The sequence below is a fragment of the Synechococcus sp. CS-1333 genome (genome assembly GCF_025128015.1).
In the GTDB taxonomy this organism is placed as follows: Bacteria; Cyanobacteriota; Cyanobacteriia; order PCC-6307; family Cyanobiaceae; genus MW101C3.
In genome coordinates this window covers 1-19,817 of sequence record NZ_JAHLYO010000032.1, presented here as the reverse complement: position 1 = coordinate 19,817, position 19,817 = coordinate 1, and the positions used below count along the sequence as shown (strand labels likewise).

The window sequence follows — 19,817 nt, the reverse complement described above, 5'->3', positions numbered from 1 at the left end:
CGCCCCGCCCATGGCCGACGCCCCATCCCTGGCCTCAACGCCGGCCATGGCTGCCACCGTGCTCGAGGCTTCCGCCCTCAGCCTGGCCTCCACTGCCCCCCAGCTCTCTGCCCTGCCGCCAGCCTCAGCGGCAGACCAGGCCATCGGGGTGGATCTGGGCGGCACGGCCATCAAGCTGGCCCGCGTTGACCGCAAGGGCCAGGCCCTGGCAGAGCTCGAGCTGCCCACCCCCCAGCCACCGATGCCCGGCGCCGTGTCCATGGCGATCGCCGCGGCGATCGAGCAGCTCGACCCAGAGCGGCAGGCGGCCGTTGTGGGCGTGGGCGTGCCCGGCCCGGTCGATGCGTCCGGTCGCGTTGCCCGCATCGCCATCAACCTGCCGGGCTGGCGCCGGGTGCCGCTGGCCGACTGGCTGGAGGCCCGACTCGATCGGCCGCTGGTACTGGCCAACGATGGCAACTGCGCCCTGCTGGGCGAGGCCTGGTGCGGCGCGGCGCGCGGCGAGGACAACGTGCTGCTGCTGACCCTGGGCACCGGCGTCGGGGGCGGGGTGCTGCTGAGCGGCCAGCTGTTCACCGGGCCCCACGGGGCGGCGGCCGAGCCGGGGCTGATCGGCGTGGATCCGCAGGGTCCCGACTGCCACAGCGGCAACCGGGGCTCGCTGGAACAGTTCTGCAGCATCAATGGCCTGCGGCGCCTATCGCTGCTGGAGCCCCGCGAGCTCTGCCGCCGTGCCGACGCGGGTGCGGCCGATGCCCTGGCGGTGTGGGACCGCTACGGCCAGCTGCTGGGCACGGGCCTCAGCTCCCTGCTCTATGTGCTCACGCCTGAGCTGGTGCTGCTCGGCGGTGGCCTGAGCGGCGCCAGCCACCACTTCCTGCCGGCGGTCTGGCGGGAGGTGGAGCAACGGGTGATGCCGGAGAGCCGCGAGGGCCTGCGTCTGCGCCGTTGTGCCCTCGGCAACGGGGCGGGCCGGCTCGGCGCCGCCCGGCTGGCCTTCGATCGTCTCGCGCCCCTGCCGCCCACCGATTGAGAAGATGGGGCCATGACCAGCCCCGTTCCTGACCCCTCCCCAGAACTGCTGCAGCGCGCCCTGGAGGTGCGGCGAGCGGCGGGTCAGCTCGCCCAGAGCAGCGACGCCGAGCGCCAAGCGGCGCTGGAGGCGATGGCGGCGGCACTGGAGCAGGCGTCCGCTGAAATCCTGGCCGCCAATGCGGCCGACCGCCAGGCGGCACAGGCCGATGGCCTGCCGGCGGCGCTGGCGGCACGGCTGGTGCTCGATGGCCCGAAGCTGGCGGCGGCCGTGGCGGGGGTGCGTCAGCTGGCGGCCCTGAGCGACCCGCTCGGCCAACGCCAGTTGCACACGGAGTTGGATGAGGGCCTGGTGCTGGAGCGAATCACGGTACCGCTCGGGGTGGTGGGGGTGATCTTCGAGGCGCGCCCCGATGCGTTGGTGCAGATCGCATCGCTGGCGGTGCGCTCCGGCAATGGCGCCCTGCTCAAGGGGGGCCGGGAAGCCCGCCGTAGCTGCGCCGCCATCCACAGGGCCCTGCAGCAGGGCCTGGCCGCCAGTGCGGTGTCGCCGCAGGTGCTCGATCTGCTCACCTCCCGGGAGGAGAGCCTCGCCCTGCTCAAGCTTGAGGGCCTGGTCGATCTGATCATTCCGCGCGGCTCCAATGCCCTGGTGCGCTTCATCCAGGACAACACCCGTCTGCCGGTGCTGGGCCACGCCGACGGCATCTGCCACCTGTACGTGGATGCGGAGGCCAACAGCGAGGAGGCGCTGCGGGTGGCCCTGGATTCCAAGATCCAGTACCCCGCCGCCTGCAACGCGATCGAAACCCTGCTGGTGCATCGCGCCATTGCTGCTGATTTCCTGCCGCCGGCGGTGGCGGCCTTCGCGGCGGCGGGGGTGGAGCTGCGCGGTGATCCCCGCGCCTGCGCCCTCGGCGTGCCGCTCCCCGCCAGCGACGAGGACTGGGGCACGGAGTATTCCGATCTGGTCCTGGCGGTGAAGCTGGTCGACGACCTGGAGGCGGCGCTGGCCCACATCGCCCACTACGGGTCCCGCCACACCGAGGCGATCTGCACCGCCAATCCAGCCACAGCCGAGCAGTTCCTGCGCGCCGTCGACAGTGCCGGGGTGTTCGCCAATTGCTCCACCCGCTTCGCCGATGGCTTCCGCTACGGCCTCGGGGCGGAGGTGGGCATCAGCACCCAGACCCTGCCCCCGCGTGGGCCGGTGGGGCTGGAGGGCCTGGTCACCTACCGCTACCGCCTGCGGGGCCATGGCCAGACCGTGGCGGATTACGCCCGCGGCGATCAGCGCTTCATGCACCGCTCCCTCCCCCTGTGACTGCCGCCTCCAACCCGCCCGGCAAACCCGCCAGCGCAACGCCCAGCCACCCCATCGTTGAGCCTGCCGGCCACCCCGCAGGCTTTGGCGCGGACGCCATCCACGTGCGGGGCCTCCGGCTCTGGGCCCATGTGGGGGTGCTGGAGCGGGAGCGCCTGCTGGGCCAGTGGTTCGAGCTGGATCTCACCCTCTGGTGGCCGCTGGCGCCGGCGGGGCGCGCCGATGCTCTGGCGCTCAGCCTGGATTACGGCGTGGCGATCCAGGCCCTGCAGCGGCTGGCCCGGGAGCTGCGCTGCCTCACCCTGGAGGCCTTTGCGGAGCAGACGCTCAACACGATCGAGCGGTTGTACGGCCCGGTGCCGCAGCGGCTGGAGCTGCGCAAGTGCCGGGCCCCTGTGCCGGGCTTCAGCGGCATCGTGGCGGTGGAGCGCTGGCGGCACGCGGAGAGGATCGGCCTGCCGGCGGGGCTGCCTGCTGCGCCTGCCACTGCAGCTTCCAGCGGCCACTGAGCCCCCGGCCATCAGGATGGCCCGATGACGGCGCTTCCCCCCCTTGTTCTCGTCCACGGCCTCTGGGACACCCCGCGGCTGTTCGCACGGCTGACCCGCCAGCTGGCCGGCGCCCGCGACCCGCTGCTGATTCCCCACCTGCCCCACCGGCTCGGGGCCACCCGCATGCGGCCGCTGGCGGAGCGGCTCGGAGCGGCGATCGAGGCGGCCTTCGGCCCGGATCAGCCAATTGATCTGCTCGGCTTCTCCATGGGCGGAGTGATCGGTCGCACCTGGATCCAGCTGCTGGGTGGCCATCAGCGCACGCGGCGTTTCATCAGCGTCGGCAGCCCCCAGCAGGGCACGATCGTCGCCCAGCCGTGGCCCTCCTGGCTGGTGGGCGGCATCGCCGAGATGAAGCTGGGCAGCCCGCTGGTGCGCGAGCTCAACGGGGATCTCAGCGGCCTTGAGGGGGTGGAGTGCCAGAGCTACTACTCGCCTCTGGACCAGGTGGTGATACCCGCCTGGCGGGGCGTGCTGCCGGTGGGGCCGTGCACACCGCTGCCGCCCACCCTGCACCAGCACATCCTCAGTGACCCGCGCTCGCTGGAGGCGCTGCGGCAGGTGCTGCTCGCCCCCTGAACAGGCAGGTTCAGGCCACCGCCACCAGGCCCGAGTGCCGGATCAGCGCTTCCGGCGAGGGCTGCCGGCCGCGGAAGGATTCGAACACCTCGGCCGGATGGCGGCTGCCCCCCAGCCCCAGCACCGTGGCGCGGAAGCGGCGACCGGTGGCCTGAATGGCCTCCTCGTTCTCGAGACCCACATCCTCGAAGGCGCTGAAAGCATCGGCGCTGAGCACCTCAGCCCACTTGTAGGAGTAGTAGCCCGCCGCGTAGCCGCCGGCGAAGATGTGGCCGAAGGAGCAGAGCAGCGCATCTTCCGGGATCGGGGCGATCACGGTGGTGGTGGCGGCGATCTCACGGCGCAGCGCCTCTGGGGAGCGGCCGTCCTCAGGGGTCCACTGGCTGTGCAGGCGCAGATCGGTGAGCGCCAGGTGCACCTGGCGCAGGGTGGCGGCGCCGGTCATGAAGGTGCGGGCTGCCTGCAGCTTGGCGAACTCCGCTTCGGGCAGGGGTTCGCCGCTCTGCCAGTGGCGGGCCATGCCCAGCAGGGTGGCGCGGTCGTAGCACCAGTTCTCCATGAACTGGCTGGGCAGCTCCACCGCATCCCACTCCACGTTGTTGATGCCTGCCGCCTGGGGGCGCTCCACCGTGGTGAGCATGTGCTGCAGACCATGGCCGAATTCGTGGAAGAGGGTCTCCACTTCCTCGAAGGTCATCAGGCTGGGGGTGTCACACACCGGCGGGCTCTGGTTGCACACGAGGTAGGCCACCGGCAGCACCGGCCGGCCGTCGTCCGCCACGCTGCGCACCAGGCATTCATCCATCCAGGCACCGCCCCTTTTGCTGCCGGGACGGCTGTAGGGGTCGAGATAGAACGCTGCAATGGCTTCGCCGCTGCCGGCGTCGTCGACTCGGAAGTAGCGCACATCTGGGTGCCACACCGGCGCCTCGCCATCGGCGGCGTTGATGCGGATGCCGAACAGGCGGTTGCAGAGGCCGAACAGACCATCCAGCACGCGCGGCAGCGGGAACCAGGGGCGCAGCGCCTCGCTGTCGAGCGCGAAGGCTTCCTGCCGGCGGACTTCCGCCCAGAAGCTCACATCCCAGGCCTGGAGGTCCTCGGCTTCAGTGGCGCCGGCGCGGACAGCACAGGCGCGCAGTTCGGCCAGTTCCTGCAGGGCAACGGGATGGGCGGCGGCACGCAGGTCTTCCAGCAGCCGCTCCACCTCCTCCACCGAGCCGGCCATTTTGGCGGCCAGGCTCACATCGGCCCAGTGGGCGTAGCCCAGGCGCTGGGCCTGCTCGCGCCGCAGGGTGAGGATCCGCTCGATCAGCGGCCCGTTGCCGCCGTCTTCGCCGGAGGCCCGGCTCACATGGGCCTTGTAGAGGCGCTCGCGCAGATCACGGCGGCGGCTGTATTTGAGAAAAGGGGCATAGCGGGGCATGTCGAGGCCCAGCAACCAGGGGCCCTCGGCGGCGCTGGCCTCGGCGTGATCGGCCTGGCGTGCCGCCTGGGCCAGTTGCCCGCGCAGGCTTTCGGGCAACCCTTCCACCTCGGCCGCTTCTGTGAGCAGCAGGCTCCAGCTGTTGGTGGCATCGAGCAGTTGGTTGCCGAAGCGGGTGGAGAGCTCGGCCAGCTCCTGGCTGGTGGCGTTGAAGGCGGCCTGAGCGTCGCCTTCCAGCCCCACGCCGCGCAGCTCCATGTCGCGCCGTTCGGCCGCGAGGATGCGCTGCTGGGTGGCATCGAGGTCGTTGCTGGCCTGGAGGGTTTCCAGCGCCCGGTAGAGCACCCTGCTCTGGCCGACGCGATTGCCGAAGGCCACCACGGCGGCCTGCTGGCCGGCATGGGCGGTGCGCAGCTCCGGCCCGTTGCAGACGCCGTTGAGGTGGCTCACCACCCCCCAGCTCCAGCGCAGCCGCTCGCCCAGCCGCTGCAGCGGCCCCATCACCTGCTGCCAATTCAGCGGAGCTTCGGCCTCGAGGGCTGCCGAGAGCTCTGCCTCCAGCCGGTCGAGCTGCTGATCGAGCTCGGCCAGCAGGCCGGGCATGTGCGCGCTGACCTGCTCGGGAGTGATCGCTGCGTAGTCAGGCAGGCCCTCGCCGACCAGCAGGGCCACATGAGCTTCGAGGGTGGATGGCATCGCCGGGGAGCTTTGGGGTGGTGTGGACCCATTTCACCCCAGCGGTGCAGCCGCCGGCGGCTCAGCCCAGGACGGGAAGCCGGCCAAGGGCCAGCTGGGCGTGGGCGCTGAGCTTCTCGGCCAGGGCGTTGGTGCTGGCGCCATAGAGATCAATGGCCAGGCGGGGCCAGAAGCCGATCGCCAGGGTGGGGACCAGCAGCACCAGGCCAATCACAAGTTCGCGGGGTTTCATGTCACCCACAACAGCCAGGGCCGGAATCCTGGGGCCGAAGAACACCCGCCTGCTCATCGACAGCAGATAGACGGGGGTGAGCACCAGGCCGATGGCGGCCAGGATGATGGTGATCACACGGAAGCCGATCGTGAAGCTGTCGTTGCTGGTGACCCCCAGGAACACGGTGATTTCACTGATGAAGCCACTCATTCCAGGCAACGCGAGCGAGGCCAGTGAACTGGCCAGGAAGAAGGCGAAGGTGATCGGCAGCACCTTCGCCAGGCCGCCCATGTTGGGGATCGACAGGGTTTTGGTGCGCTCGTAGAACACACCGGTGACGAAGAACATCGAAGCGGCGATCAGGCCGTGGCTGATCATCTGCAGCATCGCGCCGCTCAGCCCGAGGGTGTCGATTGCGCCGATGCCGAGCAGCACGAAGCCCATGTGGCTCACCGAGCTGCAGGCGATCCGCCGTTTGACGTTGTCCTGGGCGAAGGCATTGAGCGCGCCATACACGATGTTGACAATGCCCAGCACGATCAACGCCGGCGCCAGGCGCAGATGGGCGTCTGGAAGCATCTGCACGTTGAAGCGCAGCAGGGCATAGCCGCCCATCTTGAGCAATACGCCGGCCAACAGCATCGACACCGGCGCGTTGGCTTCGCCGTGGGCATCCGGCAGCCAGGTGTGCAACGGGAACATCGGCAACTTCACGCCGAAGCCGATCAGGAAGCCGAGGTAACAGAGCAGGGCGAAGCTGCCGCCGTAGGAGCGCTCACTGAGTTCCTGCAAGTTGAGGGTGAAACCGTCACCGCCGAGGGCCAGGGCCAGTCCGCTGATCAGGATCAGCAGTGAGGCGGTGGCGGTGTAGAGGATGAACTTGGTGGCCGCGTACTGGCGCTGGGAGCCGCCCCAGATGGCGATCAGCAGGTACACCGGCACCAGCTCCAGTTCCCAGGCCAGGAAGAAGAGCAGGAAATCCTGCGAGAGGAAAACCAGCGATTGGGCTGAGGCCTGCAGCAGCAGCAAGCCGAAATAGAGCTGGCATTTGCGGTTGAGGTTCCAACTGGCGGCCACCGCCAGCAGGGTGACCAGGCCGCTGAGCACCACGAGCGGTGCCGAGAGGCCATCGGCGGCCAGCGACCATTCCAGGCCGAGGGCGGGCAGCCAGGGCACACGCTCCACCAGTTGCAGGCCGCTGAGGCTGCTGTCGAAGCGCTGGCTGAACACCCAAAGGATCAGCAGGAGGTCGACGAGCAGCACCCCGAGGGCGATGGTGCGGGGAGCGCGGGGATCGGTGCCATCGCCGGGCACCAGAGGCATCAACAGGGCACCCGCCGCTGGGATCAGGGCGATCAACGTGAGCCAGGGAAAATCAGCAGGGAGAGAGGACGCGGCCGTCAGGGGCAGATTGGCGTCCATTTCAGCCTGCGAGGGGAACGTTCGGCCCGCCGCTGGGGCGGTGCAACCCGGAGAATTTATCAGTTACACGTACGGTGCTGAGTAGTTCTACTCAAAAGGGTTGTGGACACGGATCGCAGCAGGGATCCGCCGTGGCGTCGGCGGGAATTGTGGCGAACTCCGGGTTCAGCTGCGGTCGGGCAAGGGCTCCCAGCGGCTGCCGCCCAGATGCAGATCCAGCACCTGAAAGCGCGAGGCCACCCCTTCCCGTTCCCAGGCCTGGGTCATCGCCCGGCCCACCGCTGCGGCCTGGTCGCTGTTGCTGAGCGCCAGCAGCGTCGGACCGGCACCGCTGATCACACACCCCCACGCCCCTGCGTTCAGCGCCGCCTCCCGCACCTGCCGGCCGCCCTGGATCAGGCCCCAGCGGTAGGGCTCATGCAGACGGTCGTGCATGCCATCGGCGATCAGATCGCCGCTGCCGGTGCGCAGGCCCTGCAGCAGCAGGGTGAGCGAGCCGAGGTTCACCACCGCATCGGGGATCGGCACCACCCGCGGCATGGCCCGGCGCGCCTCGCTGGTGGAAAGCCGGATCGCCGGGATCGCCACCACGGCCTTCACCGCTTCATGCCATTCACAGCGCACAACGCGCCAGCGGTGCGAAGCCGCCTTGGCCGTCATGCAGAGGCCGCCGAGCAGGGAGGGCACCACGTTGTCGGGGTGGCCTTCGATGTCGATCGCCAGCTCGAGCAGCTTCTCGCGGCTGAGCGGTTCTCCCACCAGCGCATTGGCGCCGATCAGGCCGGCCACGATTGCGGTGGCACTGCTGCCCAGGCCTCGCGCAGGCGGCACCGCCAACCGCACCCGCGCTTCGAGCGCCACCGGCTGTTCGCCCGCCTCTTTCCACACCCGCTGTGCCGAGCGGTACATGAGGTTGTCGGGGCCCCCTCGCAGGTGGGCGCCCTCGCTGCCTTCGATGATCAGCTCGAAGCGCTCACCATCCCCCTCGATGCAGGTGAGCTGGAAGTGGTTGTTGAGATCGAGGGCGGCGCCGAGACAATCGAACCCCGGCCCCAGGTTGGCGGTGGTGGCGGGGACATCCACCGCCACTCCCTGCCCGATGCGGGGCCTGACCATGCGCTCCTTCCCTTCCTGCTGACCGTGATGGGTTCAGTGTCCCATTCGCCGGTGCGCGCCGATACAGGCCCGCTGCTCCACGCCCGCCATTCCGGCCCTGCGCTCAGCCCATCAAGGTGCGGGCGCGGCAGGCGGCGCTGAACAGGCCAGCCCCCGGATCCACCAGCGCCCGCAGCGGAATCGTCTTCAGCACCGGCGAGAGCCGCCCCTTCGCCCCGAAGGCCTCCAGGAAGACGGGAGAACGCAGCTGGGGCAGCAGCTTGGCGGCCGTGCCGCCGCCAACCCACAGGCCGCCGCTGCAGAGCGTCTGCAGGGCCAGGTCGCCGGCGGCGCTGCCGTAGGCCCCGAGCCAGAGATCGAAGGCCGCTGAAGCGAGCGCCTCGCCGGCCAGGGCCGCCTGGGCCACCAGGGCCGGCAGATCCGGCCGCTCCGCCAGCCCCTGCCGTTCCGCCTGCCACCAGGCCTCGGCCGGGGCATGCAGGGGGTGGCTGCCGCCCGGATCGCGCTCCCGCAGCATCCAGCGCGCCACATGGCCGAGCCCGGTGCCGCTCACCACACGCTCGATCGAGACACGCTCCAGTTCCAGCTCGTTGAGCAGCCATTGGCGCAGGCGCCATTCCTGCTCCTGGCGCGGCGCAAAGGCGGCATGGGCCGCTTCGCTGGCCAGGGCGATCGGGCCGTGGGGCCCGGGCACGCCGATCGCCACCCCCAGGCCGGTGCCGGCGCCGAGCACGGCCACCGGCCCCGTGGCAGCGGCGGCAGCCGGGTGGGCGTTGCCGCGCAGCGGCTGCTGCTGCTCGGGCGAGAGATGGGGCAGGCCATGGATCAGCACGGCGAAGTCGTTTACCAGCTCCACGGCCTCGAACGCGCAGGCCTTGGCCAAGGCGCCGGCATCGAGATGCCAGGCGAGGTTGGTGAGCTTCACCTGGCCGTTCTGCACCGGCCCCGCTACCGCGAAGCAGGCCTTGCGGGGCGGACCTGTCTCTGTGCCCTGGGCACCTTCGGCCAGGAAGTGACGCACCATGGCGCTGAAGTCGCTCCAGGCGGCCGAGGCATAGCGGGCCGAGCGCAGCTGCACCAGCTGACCCTCCCGCACGGCGTAGGTGGCGAGCAGGGTTTTGGTGCCGCCGATATCGCCGGCCAGCAGGATGGGCATGGGGAAGGTGCGCCGTGGTGGGATGCTGCCAGGCCCGGTGACGACGCGCCGCAGGGCCCAGGGTTCAGCCGATCGGCAACTCCAGACCCGCCGCACGCACGCTGTTGGCCTGGGCGGCTGCGGCCAGCAGCTCGGCCAGGGCCACCGCGCCAAGATCGCCGTTGCGGCGGCTGCGCAGGTTGACGCTGCCCTGCTCAGCTTCCTGGGTGCCTATCACGCCCAGCAGCGGAATCTTCATCTGCTCGCCCTTACGGATCAGCTTGCCGAGCCGTTCTCCGCTGCGATCCAGCGTGGCTCTCACTCCAGCGGCGTTGAGCTGGGCGAGCACTGTGTGGGCATAGGGCAGCACCTCATCGGTGACCGGCAGCAGACGGATCTGCTCCGGTGCCAGCCAGAACGGGAAATCACCAGCGTAGTTTTCCACCAGGATGCCGAAGAAGCGCTCCAGCGAGCCGAAGATGGCGCGGTGAATCATGATCGGCCGTGCCCGCTGGCCATCGGCGGCCACGTAGTGCAGATCGAAGCGTTCGGGCAGGTTGAAATCCAGCTGAATCGTGGAGCATTGCCATAATCGGCCGATCGCATCCTCGATCTTGATGTCGATCTTGGGGCCGTAGAACGCGCCGCCCCCTTCATCGATCTTGTAGGCCCAGCCCTTGCGATCGAGCGCCTCAACCAGGCCGGCGGTGGCCAGCTCCCACACAGCATCCTCCCCGATTGATTTCTCGGGCCGGGTGGAGAGATGAACCTCGTAGTTCTGGAAATCGAAGGTGGAGAGAATGGTTTCGGTGAGGTTGAGCACACCGAGGATTTCATCGCCGATCTGCTCGGGCAGACAGAAGATGTGGGCGTCGTCCTGGGTGAAGCCGCGCACGCGCATCAGACCGTGCATCACCCCTGGCCGCTCGTAGCGGTACACCGTGCCCAGCTCCGCCCAGCGGATCGGCAGTTCCTTGTAGGAGCGCAGGGTGTTGGCGTAGGTGAGCACGTGGAAGGGGCAGTTCATCGGCTTGAGCTGGAACTGCCGCTCATCCACATCCATCGGGCCGAACATGCTCTCCCGGTAGAAATCCAGGTGCCCGGAGGTTTTCCAGAGGCTCAGATCGGCCACATGGGGCGTGTAAAGCAGCTCGTAGCCGGAGGCGAAGTGCGCCTGCCGCCAGAAGTCCTCGATCAGCAGCCGCATGCGGGCGCCGCGCGGATGCCAGAACACCAGGCCGGCACCGGCCTCGTCTTCGATGGAGAAGAGGTCGAGGTCGATGCCGAGCCGGCGGTGATCGCGGCGCAGAGCCTCCTGCTTGCGGCGCTGGTGCTCTGCCAGCTGCTCGGCTGTTTCCCAGGCGGTGCCATAGATGCGCTGCAGCTGGGCACGTTTCTCATCGCCGCGCCAGTAGGCGCCGGCCACGCTTTCCAGCTCGAAGGCCTTGGGATTCAACTCGCTGGTGTTGGCCACGTGGGGCCCGGCGCAGAGATCCCACCACTCCTCGCCGAGCGTGTAGAGGGTGATGGGCTCGGTGAGGCCCGCGAGAATCTCCAGCTTGTAGGGCTCGTTCTGGGCCGAGATGCGCGCCTCCGCTTCAGCGCGGCTCACCTCGATGCGCTCCAGCGGCAAGCGGCGGCCGATGATCTTGCCCATCTCCTTCTTGATCGCCTTGAGATCGGCTTCGGTGAAGGGTTCGGGATGGTCGAAGTCGTAATAGAAGCCGGATTCGGTCCAGGGGCCGATCGTGACCTGCGCCCGGGGAAACAGCTTCTGCACCGCCATGGCCAGCACGTGGCTCATCGAGTGGCGAATTTTGAGCAGCTGGGTGCTTTCGCTCGTTTTGGGCAGCAGCACCGGGGTGCTGACCGTTTCCCCAGAGCGGCTGGCGGGCTCGGCGGCAGGGGAAGCGGTAGGCACGGCAACGGGCCAGAAGACCCTCAACTCTAAGCATCGGCTGTTGATCCTCCTATTGATAGGAACGCTGCCATCCCCTGGGTGCGGCGGTTGCCGCTGGCCGGCCGCTTCGGAGCCCCCGGCGCGAGGAGGCCTGTCTCAGGTGGGACGTTGAGAGAATGCTAAAAACCTGAGAAGTGTCTGTACTGCTGGACGAGTGACCGAATCTGCGGGCACTGCCAGGCAGGGCTGGAAGCGGAGAAACCGATGCTGCGACAAGGTGGCTGGATCCAGGGGCGCAGCTGCGTCCAGGACCGTGGTCAGTGGCGTGGCCGGTGCCGCGCCTGCGAATGCATTGCTCTTTGGGCTGAGCTCGTGTAATCGCCTCTACTGGATCACTCTTTCTAGGCAGAAGGAACAGGTGCTTTCTCATTCTCTGGATCCCACCACCCTCTTGGGCCATGGCCTTGCTGTGCATCTCAACGGGTTCAATCTGTTCGTAAGGGATCGCGTCAATAATCTCCGGATGTGCGTGATGGCACCGACGCGCTGGTGATCGCTGCCACCTCCATGCTTGACAGCGACAATCGGCTGCGGAGGGTAGGAGCCTATTCTTCGCTGGATTGGAGCATGGTGCCGGAGGGAACCATTACGTTTGACCGGAATGATCCACGACATTCCGATCTGCAGCTGTTACAGACCTGGCAATCATATACTTGCCCATTATTCAGAGAAGAACGTTCTCTACGGTGTTTCCAGCAATTCTTACCAATGGTATTGGGTCAGCATTCAGCTTGCCAACAACACAAGCGCTGCCACAGATGTGCCCTCATGGAGCACACATCTGGTTTTCTTCGATCGTTCTGATGTGACGCTGACGCGGGAGATCAGCCGAAGCGGCCCCATGCCCGTTCTGTTCCCCAGCCGCTGTTGAAAGCTGTAGCGGCGTTGGCTGGAGCCACAGAATCAAGCGCCGGACTGCGGGAGAGCACGCACGGCCTAAGGCTCCGCCTCGGTCTCCCATCCGAGCCACTCCGCCTGGACCCGCGCGATCCCGCACGGATGTGGCCGCCGCCTTGGCTGATCCTGCGTTGCACCTGCAAGCGTGGGTCCGGCGCACCACCTTTTGCGCCAGTACGCCAGCCGCCGCTCTGCCGAAAGCGGGCTGTGTTCCTAGGCTGTCCACGAGCTGGAGCACACCGATTCCCGACTCTTCCTCACCGTTTTCGCAGCCTGCGGGAGCTGGCCCGCTGCTCAATCAAGTGCTCGATTCGTTGCTGGATGATTTTCAGCGTTGGTTCGAGCGGGGCCAAGATCTGCTGGCCTATTGCCCGGAAACGGTGCTGGGGCCCACGGAGCAGCGGGATTTTGATGCCATGCTTACGCGCTCGTTGCAGGAGTTGATGGCGGCACGAGCACTGCGCGGCGCCATGAGTGAAACCCTCGCCCTCGACATGCAGGCAATGGCCCCTTGGCACCGCCTTGTGATGAAGGTGTGGGGTTTGTCGGCAGCCTTGCGGGAGGCGGGGGTGACCCTGCCCCCGGACCGCCAGAAACCGGCCCTGTTCCCCCCGCCGCCCCCTGGAGACGGATGACACCACGCCAGGCCGAAGCCCAGCCAGAGCCCCGATAGCATCAGGGATCCGCTGTGAGCATCGCTGGTTTTGAGCATGGCGAGCCCCCTGATCGAGCGACGCCACGTGGCACTCGGCTATCTGTTCTGGGCATGCGGCTTCGTCGGCCTGTGCGGTCTGCATCGCTTTTACGCCCGCAAGCCGCTGAGCGGGGTGTTGTGGCTGCTCACCTTTGGCTTCTGCGGCATCGGCCAACTGATTGATGCGCTGCTGATCAGCTCGATGATCGAGCAGGCCAACCAACCGCTGGTGTTGCAGGAAGCCCTCGCCAAAGCCGACACCAACCGCCCGGAGCCGTTGGCCCGCCAGTTGCTTGTGCTGGCCCGCAGTTCCGGCAGTGTTGGCTTCACCCTCAATGACGCGATCCTCGCGGTAACACTGCCTGCCGGCACCGACCACGACGCCGTGCGCACCGAAATCGAAGAGCTGCTGCATGAGCATCTGCTCGATGTGGGCAATGATGAACGTGGTCGCGTGGTGTACCGGGAGCCTTGAGTGGCATACCGCAGCCTGGCTGCTCACGCGCGACCAAGGCGAAGAGGAGCGTGAAGCCATAGGTTGCCCCAGTCAATCCTCACGATTTCCCGTTTGGCTTCGTTGTGTTAATCATGGCGAACGGTTCATAGGCTGAACACGGTCTGCCCGGCTTCTTCCTGGACGTTCCATCTTCCTTCATGGCAGCCAGGGTCCTTTACCTTCATGCCAGGCACAGACATCTGTTGTCCCTACAACGCAGCTGGCCAATCCGTTCTTGTCTTGAAGGATCGTGATGATTTCTTGGTCCGCTGGCAGGAGGGAGACCCTGGGTCGAACAGCTTTGCTATTCCTCTGGTTCAGACCTTCCAACCTGATGCCATTCCTTCGATTCACAGCCTGTAGGCGCTCCTGGCATTCGTTTCTTGGTGCCTCCCACCTGATGCTCCGCATGATGTCGGCGATTGCCTTGGAGTTGGTGAGGATTTCCAGGATGGAAGAAAGCTGGTTGATGCGAATGCTGGTGACCTAGCCTTCGTTCAATAACGTAAACCCAATCAACCCGTGCCCTGCCACGAAGCCAGTGGGTGTTGGTTCGTGATCAGTCGCATCGTGCAACTCACTGCTCAGCAAAGCAGGCACGCCAGGGGCTATGTCTGCATTGGCTTGGGTAAAAGCAACGTCAGTCTTCAAGGAACGCAGCGTCGCCCTCCTGATCAGGCCGCCGGCAAGAAGCCCAGGGCTGCCTTCACACGCTCCAGCGTGGCAGTGGCCACGGCTGCCGCCCGCTCCTTGCCCTCGCGCAGCACTTCACTCAGGTAGGCCTCGTCGCGGCGAATCTCGGCATAACGCTCCTGCAGCGGCTGCAGGGCGGCCACAGCGGCTTCCGCCAGCAATGGCTTGAACTGTCCCCAGCCCATCGCGGCGCATTCGGCGGCAGCGGTGTCCCGTGTCTTGCCGCTGAGCAGGGCGAAGAGCCCGAGCAGGTTGTCGGCTTCGGGGCGTTCGGGGTTGCCGAATTCCAGCCCCATCACCGGATCGGTCTTGGCGCGTTTGATCTTTCTGGTGATCAGCTCGGGCGGATCGAGCAGGTGCAGGCGTGAGCCCTCATTCGGTTCGCTCTTGCTCATCTTGCTGCGGCCGTCGATCAGGCTCATCACCCGCGCACCTTCCGCAAGGATCAACGGCTCGGGCACCTTCAGCAGCGGCTGGTCTTCCGGCGCGAAGCGGGCATTGATGCGCTGCTGGGCGATGTCGCGGGCGAGCTCCAGATGCTGCTTCTGGTCTTCGCCCACCGGCACCAGATCGGCGTCATAAAGAAGGATGTCGGCAGCCATCAGCACGGGGTAATCGAGCAGCCCCACCGACACGTTGTCGCCCTGCTTGCGTGCCTTCTCCTTGAACTGGATCATGCGCTCCAGCCAGTTCAGCGGCGTGACGCAGTTCAGCAGCCAGGTGAGCTCACTGTGCGCCGGAACCTGGCTCTGCACGAACACCGTGGAGCGCTGTGGATCAATGCCGCAGGCCAGGTAGAGGGCGGCGGTGCGGCGCGTGGCCTCCGCCAGCAGGGCGGGATCGTGCGGCACCGTGATCGCGTGCAGATCCACCACACAGAAAAATGTGTCGTGGCTGTCCTGCAGTTGCACCCAGTTTCGGATCGCCCCCAGCCAGTTGCCCAGGTGCAGCGATCCGGTGGGTTGCACGCCCGAGAGCACACGTGGCCGAAGCGTCACAGCTGCGTCTCGGCGTCGGTGGGCAGCGCCTCGGCGTCGCTGGTGTGTGGGCTGCTGGTGTCTGCAGCGTCGTCGGCCAGGGTGGGTTCCTCAACGGGGGCGCTGGCTTCGGCCACTGGCTCGGGCTCACGCACCGGCTCCGGCCGGCTCGGGCGGGCGAAGGGATCGGGCCGGCTGATCACGCGGCGCTCGCCGCGCCCCTCCGGACGTCCTTCTCCGGAGCCCTCGCGCCGGCCACGCCGGCCTTCGCCGCCTTCGCCATAGCGGCCCGTTTCTGAACGCCCGCCTTCGGGGCGGCTGCGTTCCGGCCGGTTGCCCGCCTGGGAGCGCATCTCGGCCACCAGTGCATCGAGCGCACCCTGCTCCAGCAGCTGGGCCACGGTGCGGATCGAAAAGCCCAGCGCCGCGATCGTGGAACGCAGCTGGAAGGCCTCCTGCACCACCTTGGCGGCCCGTTGCTCGTTCTCGCTCAGGCGGATGCGCAGGCCGCCACTCTCGCGGTGGCTGCCGGCTTCCCTGCCACCGCCCGGCGGGCGACCACCGCCCCGGCGTTGCACCTGTTGCCCAGCCTCAACGGGCACCACGTCGGTGGTCACCACGTCTGTGGTCACCGCTTCGGTGGTCACAGAGTCGGTGGGCATCGCGTCTGTGGGCACCGATGCGTTCTCCAGGTCGGCCATGGCCGCAAGCCTTCAATCAGGGGGCAAGTGTGCCGCATCAAGGGCTCCGGTCTCCACCAGCCAGTGGATGCGGTGCGGCTCCTGGCTGCCGCGCCGGCCCAGCACCACCAGCGGCAGCGGCCGCTCCTGGCCGGCCGCGAACAGCTCGCGGTAGGTACGCAGGAAGGCCAGGTAGGCGGCCAGCGTCCAGCCGTGATGAGGGCCCTCCAGGGCCTGCCAGTGGCGGTGCAGGGCGAGCTGGCAGGCCGCGGGTCCGAACTCCTCCCAGCAGCGGCCCTGGGCGGCGCCTTCGCTGAACCCCTGCTGGCGCAGTTCGCGGAAACGCACCAGTTCCGGCGCCTCCGCCGTGCTGTCGGGCGGCAACAGCCGGGCCAGGTGTTCCACCGGTGTGACCCGCAGCCGCAGCCAGCAGCGATCGAGAACCAGCACCGGCACGCCGCCGTGCCAGCTGGTCTGGCCCTGCTGCTCCAGCAGCAACTGGCGCACGCGCACCTGCTGGCGGGGCGTGAGCAGTTCGATCAGCTCACGGTTGCGATCAGCCATGGGCTCCGCGAAAGGTGATCTCCGAACGCGCATATTCGCGCGGTTCCAGGTGAATCGTGCAGCGCACTGGCCCGAAGCGTTCCTCCAGCCGCTCCTCCACCCGTTCGGTGATGTGGTGGGCGGTGGGCAGGTCGTCGGCGTCCACCACCATGTGCATGTCGATGAACACCTGCTGGCCGAGCACCCCGCGGCTGGCGATGTCGTGGCAGTTCAACACCCCCGGCACCGCCATGGCCACCGTGTGGATCGCCTCGGGGGCGATGGCGATGTGATCCACCAACCAGGGCAGGTTGGTGCGCACCACCTGCCAGCAGGAGCGCACCAGCAGCAGGGCCAGGGGCGCCGCCACCGCCACATCCAGCCAGTTGAGCCCGAACACCCTGGCGCCGCCGAGGCCGGCCAGCACCATCAAGGTGGTCCAGATGTCACTGGTGGTGTGGTGGGCATCCGCCAGCAGCAGGGCGCTCTTGAGCCGCAGCCCCTGCTGCCGTTCGTAGCGGGCCAGCAGGATATTGCCCAGCAGCGACACCACCAGCAGCACGAAGGCGCCGTTCTCCAGCCGCAGTGGTTCCAGCCCACTTAGCACCCGTTGCGCCGCCGACTGCAGGATCTCGATGCAGGCGAACAGGATGAACACCGCGATCGCCAGGGCGCCGATGCCTTCGTATTTGTGGTGCCCGTAGGGGTGGTCGCGGTCGGGGAGTGGATCGGAAAGGCTGTTGGTGATCACCCCCAGCAGGCTGGAGAGGCCATCGGTGGCGCTGTGCATCGCATCGGCCAGCACCGCCAGCGAACCGCTCCACAGCCCCACGAACAGTTTCAGGAAGCTCATCGCCACGTTCACGCTCAAGGCGATCAGCAGCACCGTGTTCACCGCCTCGCGGTTGTCGGCCACGGCCGAGCGGGGCGCGTCTCCATGGGCGGCGCCTTCACGGGCCAGCCCCCCGTCGGCCACGTCCTTCGGGGCCTGGGCGCCCGTGTCGGGACGGATCCGCTCAGCCGTCATCGGAGAGGCCCCCGGGCCTGGCTCGGTTACCCCCAACCTATTGAGCCCCTGGGCAGGGGAGAGGAGCTGAGCTAAAGATGCTGACGTTCGTTCGCAGCGGGCGTTGCTCTCCTTGCCTTCTTCCGCTCGCCCCCTGGAGGCCGCTTCCTGGCGCGGCCTGATTCCCTTCCTGCCGGTGGCGGCCCCTGCCGCGGCCGTGCTCGGCGGTTGGCTGCTGCTAGACAGCCTGCACACCCCCCTCTCGGGCGGCCTCCCCCTGCTTGCGGCAGCCGGTGCCTGGTGGTGGTGGCGGCGTCCACGCGGCCAGATCACGCCCCAGCTGCCCAGCTCCTGGAACGGCTGGATCGAACGCTGTGAGGGGCTGCTGCCCCGGTTCGAGCAGCTGGAGAGCGCCAGCACGACCGCCTCCGACACCTTCCAGGCGGCCCAGCAGCAGCGCCGCGACCAGCTCCAGCAGCTGCGTGGCCGCCAGCACCGCCAGGCCCTCGATCTGGGGCTGGTGGGCCTGCGTCCGCTGGAGCGTGCCCTGGAGGGCCCGCTGGTGCAGGGCGTGCGCGCGCCCCTTCCGATCACCCTGCACTGGGGCCATCCGCTGGCATCCCACAGCCCCGATTGGAGCTGGCCGGCCCCCTTCCCCCGCTGCGACCTGCTGCTCCATGCGGTGCACCCGCCGCTGCAGGCCGCCGATCTGCGCTGGCTGGAGACGCTGCCTGCCGGCCAGCCCGTCTGGCTGCTGGTGGTGGGTGAGGAGCCGCAGCTGGTGGCCGATCTGCAGGCCCAGCTGCCGGCGCCTCTGCGGGAGCGGCTGCTGCCCTGGAGCGGCCAGCCCGAGGCCCTGCCTGTTGCCCTGACGCCCTTGGCCCAGGAGCTCCGCCAGCAGGGCCACGCGCTGCTGCACCGCACCGAGCAGCGCCAGCTCGAGCGGTTGCACGGCGAATGGCAGGGTTTACTGGAACGCCTGCGGCGTGAGCGCTGCAAGGCGCTCGTGCAACGCACCCAGTGGCTGGTGGCCACCGGTGTGTTCGCCGCCCCCCTGCCCAGCGTTGATCTGCTGGTGCTGGCCGTGGCCAACGGGCTGATGCTGCAGGAGATGGCCCGGCTGTGGGATTGCCCCTGGGGGATGGAGCAGCTGCGGGCGGCGGCCACCGAACTGGCCCGTGCTGCCCTGGCGCTGGGGGTGGTGGAGTGGACCGGCCAGGCCCTCGCCAGCGTGATGCGGCTGGAGGGCAGCGCCTGGCTGGTGGGCAGCAGCCTGCAGGCGCTCAGCGGTGCATATCTCACCCGGGTGGTGGCCCGGTCGATGGCCGATGTGCTGGCTCTCAGCAGCGGCGTGGCGGAGGCGGATCTGCAGGCGATCCGTCTGCAGGCCCCCCTGCTGGTGGCACGGGCTGCCGAGAGTGAACGGCTCGACTGGCCGGCGTTCCTCCACCAGGGCCGTCAGTGGGTGCTGCGCCAGGCCACGGCCTAGGGGCCTAGGGATTTTGGCTAAGGGCTTAGGGCTGGGGATTGTTGCGTTTGATCTACTGAATGATGTAGTTGCGTGAAGTGCGGAGCGCTTCTGTTGAACATCTGCGAAGAGATGGAGGCCGCGTGCCTCGCTTCGGCAGCTCTTCCTTAGCGTTTTCGTACGGTGCCTTTTGCTGCTCTCTCGCTGCGGATGCTGGCGGATTTTCCGTTGCTGCCTGAGGCGAGTGGAGGGTGAAGAAGCCGTTTCCTTCCGTCCTCTTACCTCCAATGGCCACGGCTGTTCGCAGCGGACGTCTCAGCTCCTGGGAGAGCTTCTGTCAGTGGGTCACCTCCACCGACAACCGGATTTACATCGGTTGGTTCGGTGTGCTGATGATCCCCTGCCTCCTGGCAGCCACGATCTGCTTCATCATCGCCTTCATCGCCGCTCCTCCCGTCGACATCGACGGCATCCGGGAGCCCGTTGCCGGTTCCTTCCTGTACGGCAACAACATCATCTCCGGCGCCGTTGTTCCTTCCAGCAACGCCATCGGCCTGCACTTCTATCCCATCTGGCAAGCCGTGAGCCTCGATGAGTGGCTCTACAACGGCGGCCCCTATCAGTTGGTGGTGTTCCACTTCCTGATCGGCATCTCCTGCTACATGGGTCGGCAGTGGGAACTCTCCTACCGCCTCGGCATGCGCCCCTGGATCTGCGTCGCCTACAGCGCGCCGCTCTCGGCCGCTTTCGCGGTGTTCCTGATCTACCCCTTCGGTCAGGGTTCCTTCTCTGACGGCATGCCCCTCGGCATCTCCGGCACCTTCAACTTCATGCTGGTGTTCCAGGCGGAGCACAACATCCTGATGCACCCCTTCCACATGCTGGGTGTGGCTGGTGTGTTCGGCGGC

At 67.8% G+C, this 19,817-nt stretch carries 16 protein-coding genes and 1 pseudogene; 8 read left to right on the top strand and 9 right to left on the bottom strand.

Features of this window, described 5'->3' with window-relative positions:
- The first annotated feature begins 10 nt into the window (after positions 1-10).
- Genes KQ303_RS12365 through KQ303_RS12350 form a run of 4 tightly spaced genes read left to right on the top strand, consistent with a single transcriptional unit; the run spans position 11 to position 3,486 of the window.
- Complete coding sequence (locus tag KQ303_RS12365) at positions 11-1,033, top strand: ROK family protein (protein ID WP_259730525.1); 1,023 nt, start codon at positions 11-13, stop codon at positions 1,031-1,033.
- Positions 1,034-1,045: 12 nt separating this feature from the next.
- Positions 1,046-2,356 (top strand): glutamate-5-semialdehyde dehydrogenase, encoded by a 1,311-nt coding sequence (locus tag KQ303_RS12360; protein ID WP_259730524.1) that lies wholly within the window; start codon positions 1,046-1,048, stop codon positions 2,354-2,356.
- A gap of 53 nt (positions 2,357-2,409) precedes the next feature.
- Positions 2,410-2,865 carry a dihydroneopterin aldolase gene (locus KQ303_RS12355; RefSeq protein ID WP_259730621.1) on the top strand — a complete coding sequence of 152 codons (456 nt, stop codon included), beginning with the start codon at positions 2,410-2,412 and terminating at the stop codon, positions 2,863-2,865.
- A gap of 24 nt (positions 2,866-2,889) precedes the next feature.
- Complete coding sequence (locus KQ303_RS12350; protein WP_094512912.1) at positions 2,890-3,486, top strand: triacylglycerol lipase; 597 nt, start codon at positions 2,890-2,892, stop codon at positions 3,484-3,486.
- Between the two features lie 10 nt (positions 3,487-3,496).
- On the opposite strand, the gene KQ303_RS12345 is transcribed toward KQ303_RS12350, so the two are convergent.
- The 5 genes from KQ303_RS12345 to thrS form a co-directional block, all read right to left on the bottom strand.
- Positions 3,497-5,608 (bottom strand): M3 family metallopeptidase, encoded by a 2,112-nt coding sequence (locus tag KQ303_RS12345; protein WP_259730523.1) that lies wholly within the window; start codon positions 5,606-5,608, stop codon positions 3,497-3,499.
- Positions 5,609-5,669: 61 nt separating this feature from the next.
- Positions 5,670-7,244, bottom strand: a complete 1,575-nt coding sequence (locus KQ303_RS12340) for an NAD(P)H-quinone oxidoreductase subunit 4 (RefSeq protein ID WP_259730522.1) — start codon at positions 7,242-7,244, stop codon at positions 5,670-5,672.
- A 165-nt stretch (positions 7,245-7,409) separates the two neighbouring features.
- Positions 7,410-8,360 carry a homoserine kinase gene (gene thrB, locus KQ303_RS12335; protein WP_259730521.1) on the bottom strand — a complete coding sequence of 317 codons (951 nt, stop codon included), beginning with the start codon at positions 8,358-8,360 and terminating at the stop codon, positions 7,410-7,412.
- A 103-nt stretch (positions 8,361-8,463) separates the two neighbouring features.
- Complete coding sequence (locus tag KQ303_RS12330; RefSeq protein WP_259730520.1) at positions 8,464-9,516, bottom strand: glucokinase; 1,053 nt, start codon at positions 9,514-9,516, stop codon at positions 8,464-8,466.
- Between the two features lie 64 nt (positions 9,517-9,580).
- Positions 9,581-11,416, bottom strand: a complete 1,836-nt coding sequence (thrS, locus tag KQ303_RS12325) for a threonine--tRNA ligase (protein ID WP_259730519.1) — start codon at positions 11,414-11,416, stop codon at positions 9,581-9,583.
- 1,238 nt (positions 11,417-12,654) lie between these two features.
- Between thrS and KQ303_RS12320 the strand changes: the two genes are divergently transcribed.
- Positions 12,655-12,987 carry a DUF2605 family protein gene (locus KQ303_RS12320; RefSeq protein ID WP_233132991.1) on the top strand — a complete coding sequence of 111 codons (333 nt, stop codon included), beginning with the start codon at positions 12,655-12,657 and terminating at the stop codon, positions 12,985-12,987.
- 75 nt (positions 12,988-13,062) lie between these two features.
- Positions 13,063-13,521 carry a TM2 domain-containing protein gene (locus KQ303_RS12315; RefSeq protein ID WP_094512907.1) on the top strand — a complete coding sequence of 153 codons (459 nt, stop codon included), beginning with the start codon at positions 13,063-13,065 and terminating at the stop codon, positions 13,519-13,521.
- 695 nt (positions 13,522-14,216) lie between these two features.
- Here the strand turns inward: KQ303_RS12315 and trpS are convergent.
- From trpS to KQ303_RS12295, 4 genes are read right to left on the bottom strand one after another with little or no spacing between them, the layout of a single operon-like run.
- Positions 14,217-15,233, bottom strand: a complete 1,017-nt coding sequence (gene trpS / locus KQ303_RS12310) for a tryptophan--tRNA ligase (RefSeq protein WP_094512906.1) — start codon at positions 15,231-15,233, stop codon at positions 14,217-14,219.
- Complete coding sequence (locus KQ303_RS12305) at positions 15,230-15,874, bottom strand: hypothetical protein (protein ID WP_259730518.1); 645 nt, start codon at positions 15,872-15,874, stop codon at positions 15,230-15,232. The genes trpS and KQ303_RS12305 overlap by 4 nt, the downstream gene beginning before the upstream one ends.
- A 51-nt stretch (positions 15,875-15,925) precedes the next feature.
- Entirely contained in the window at positions 15,926-16,456 is a 531-nt protein-coding gene (locus tag KQ303_RS12300) for a hypothetical protein (protein ID WP_259730517.1), read from the bottom strand.
- Positions 16,449-17,462, bottom strand: coding sequence for a cation diffusion facilitator family transporter (locus KQ303_RS12295; protein ID WP_259730516.1), 1,014 nt, complete (start codon positions 17,460-17,462; stop codon positions 16,449-16,451). The genes KQ303_RS12300 and KQ303_RS12295 overlap by 8 nt, the downstream gene beginning before the upstream one ends.
- A 112-nt stretch (positions 17,463-17,574) precedes the next feature.
- On the opposite strand from KQ303_RS12295, the gene KQ303_RS12290 reads away from it, so the two are divergent.
- Together KQ303_RS12290 and KQ303_RS12285 are read left to right on the top strand one after the other, a co-directional pair.
- Positions 17,575-18,930 carry a YcjF family protein gene (locus KQ303_RS12290; protein ID WP_259730515.1) on the top strand — a complete coding sequence of 452 codons (1,356 nt, stop codon included), beginning with the start codon at positions 17,575-17,577 and terminating at the stop codon, positions 18,928-18,930.
- Positions 18,931-19,196: 266 nt separating this feature from the next.
- Positions 19,197-19,817: pseudogene (locus KQ303_RS12285) on the top strand (photosystem II q(b) protein); the annotation flags it as partial.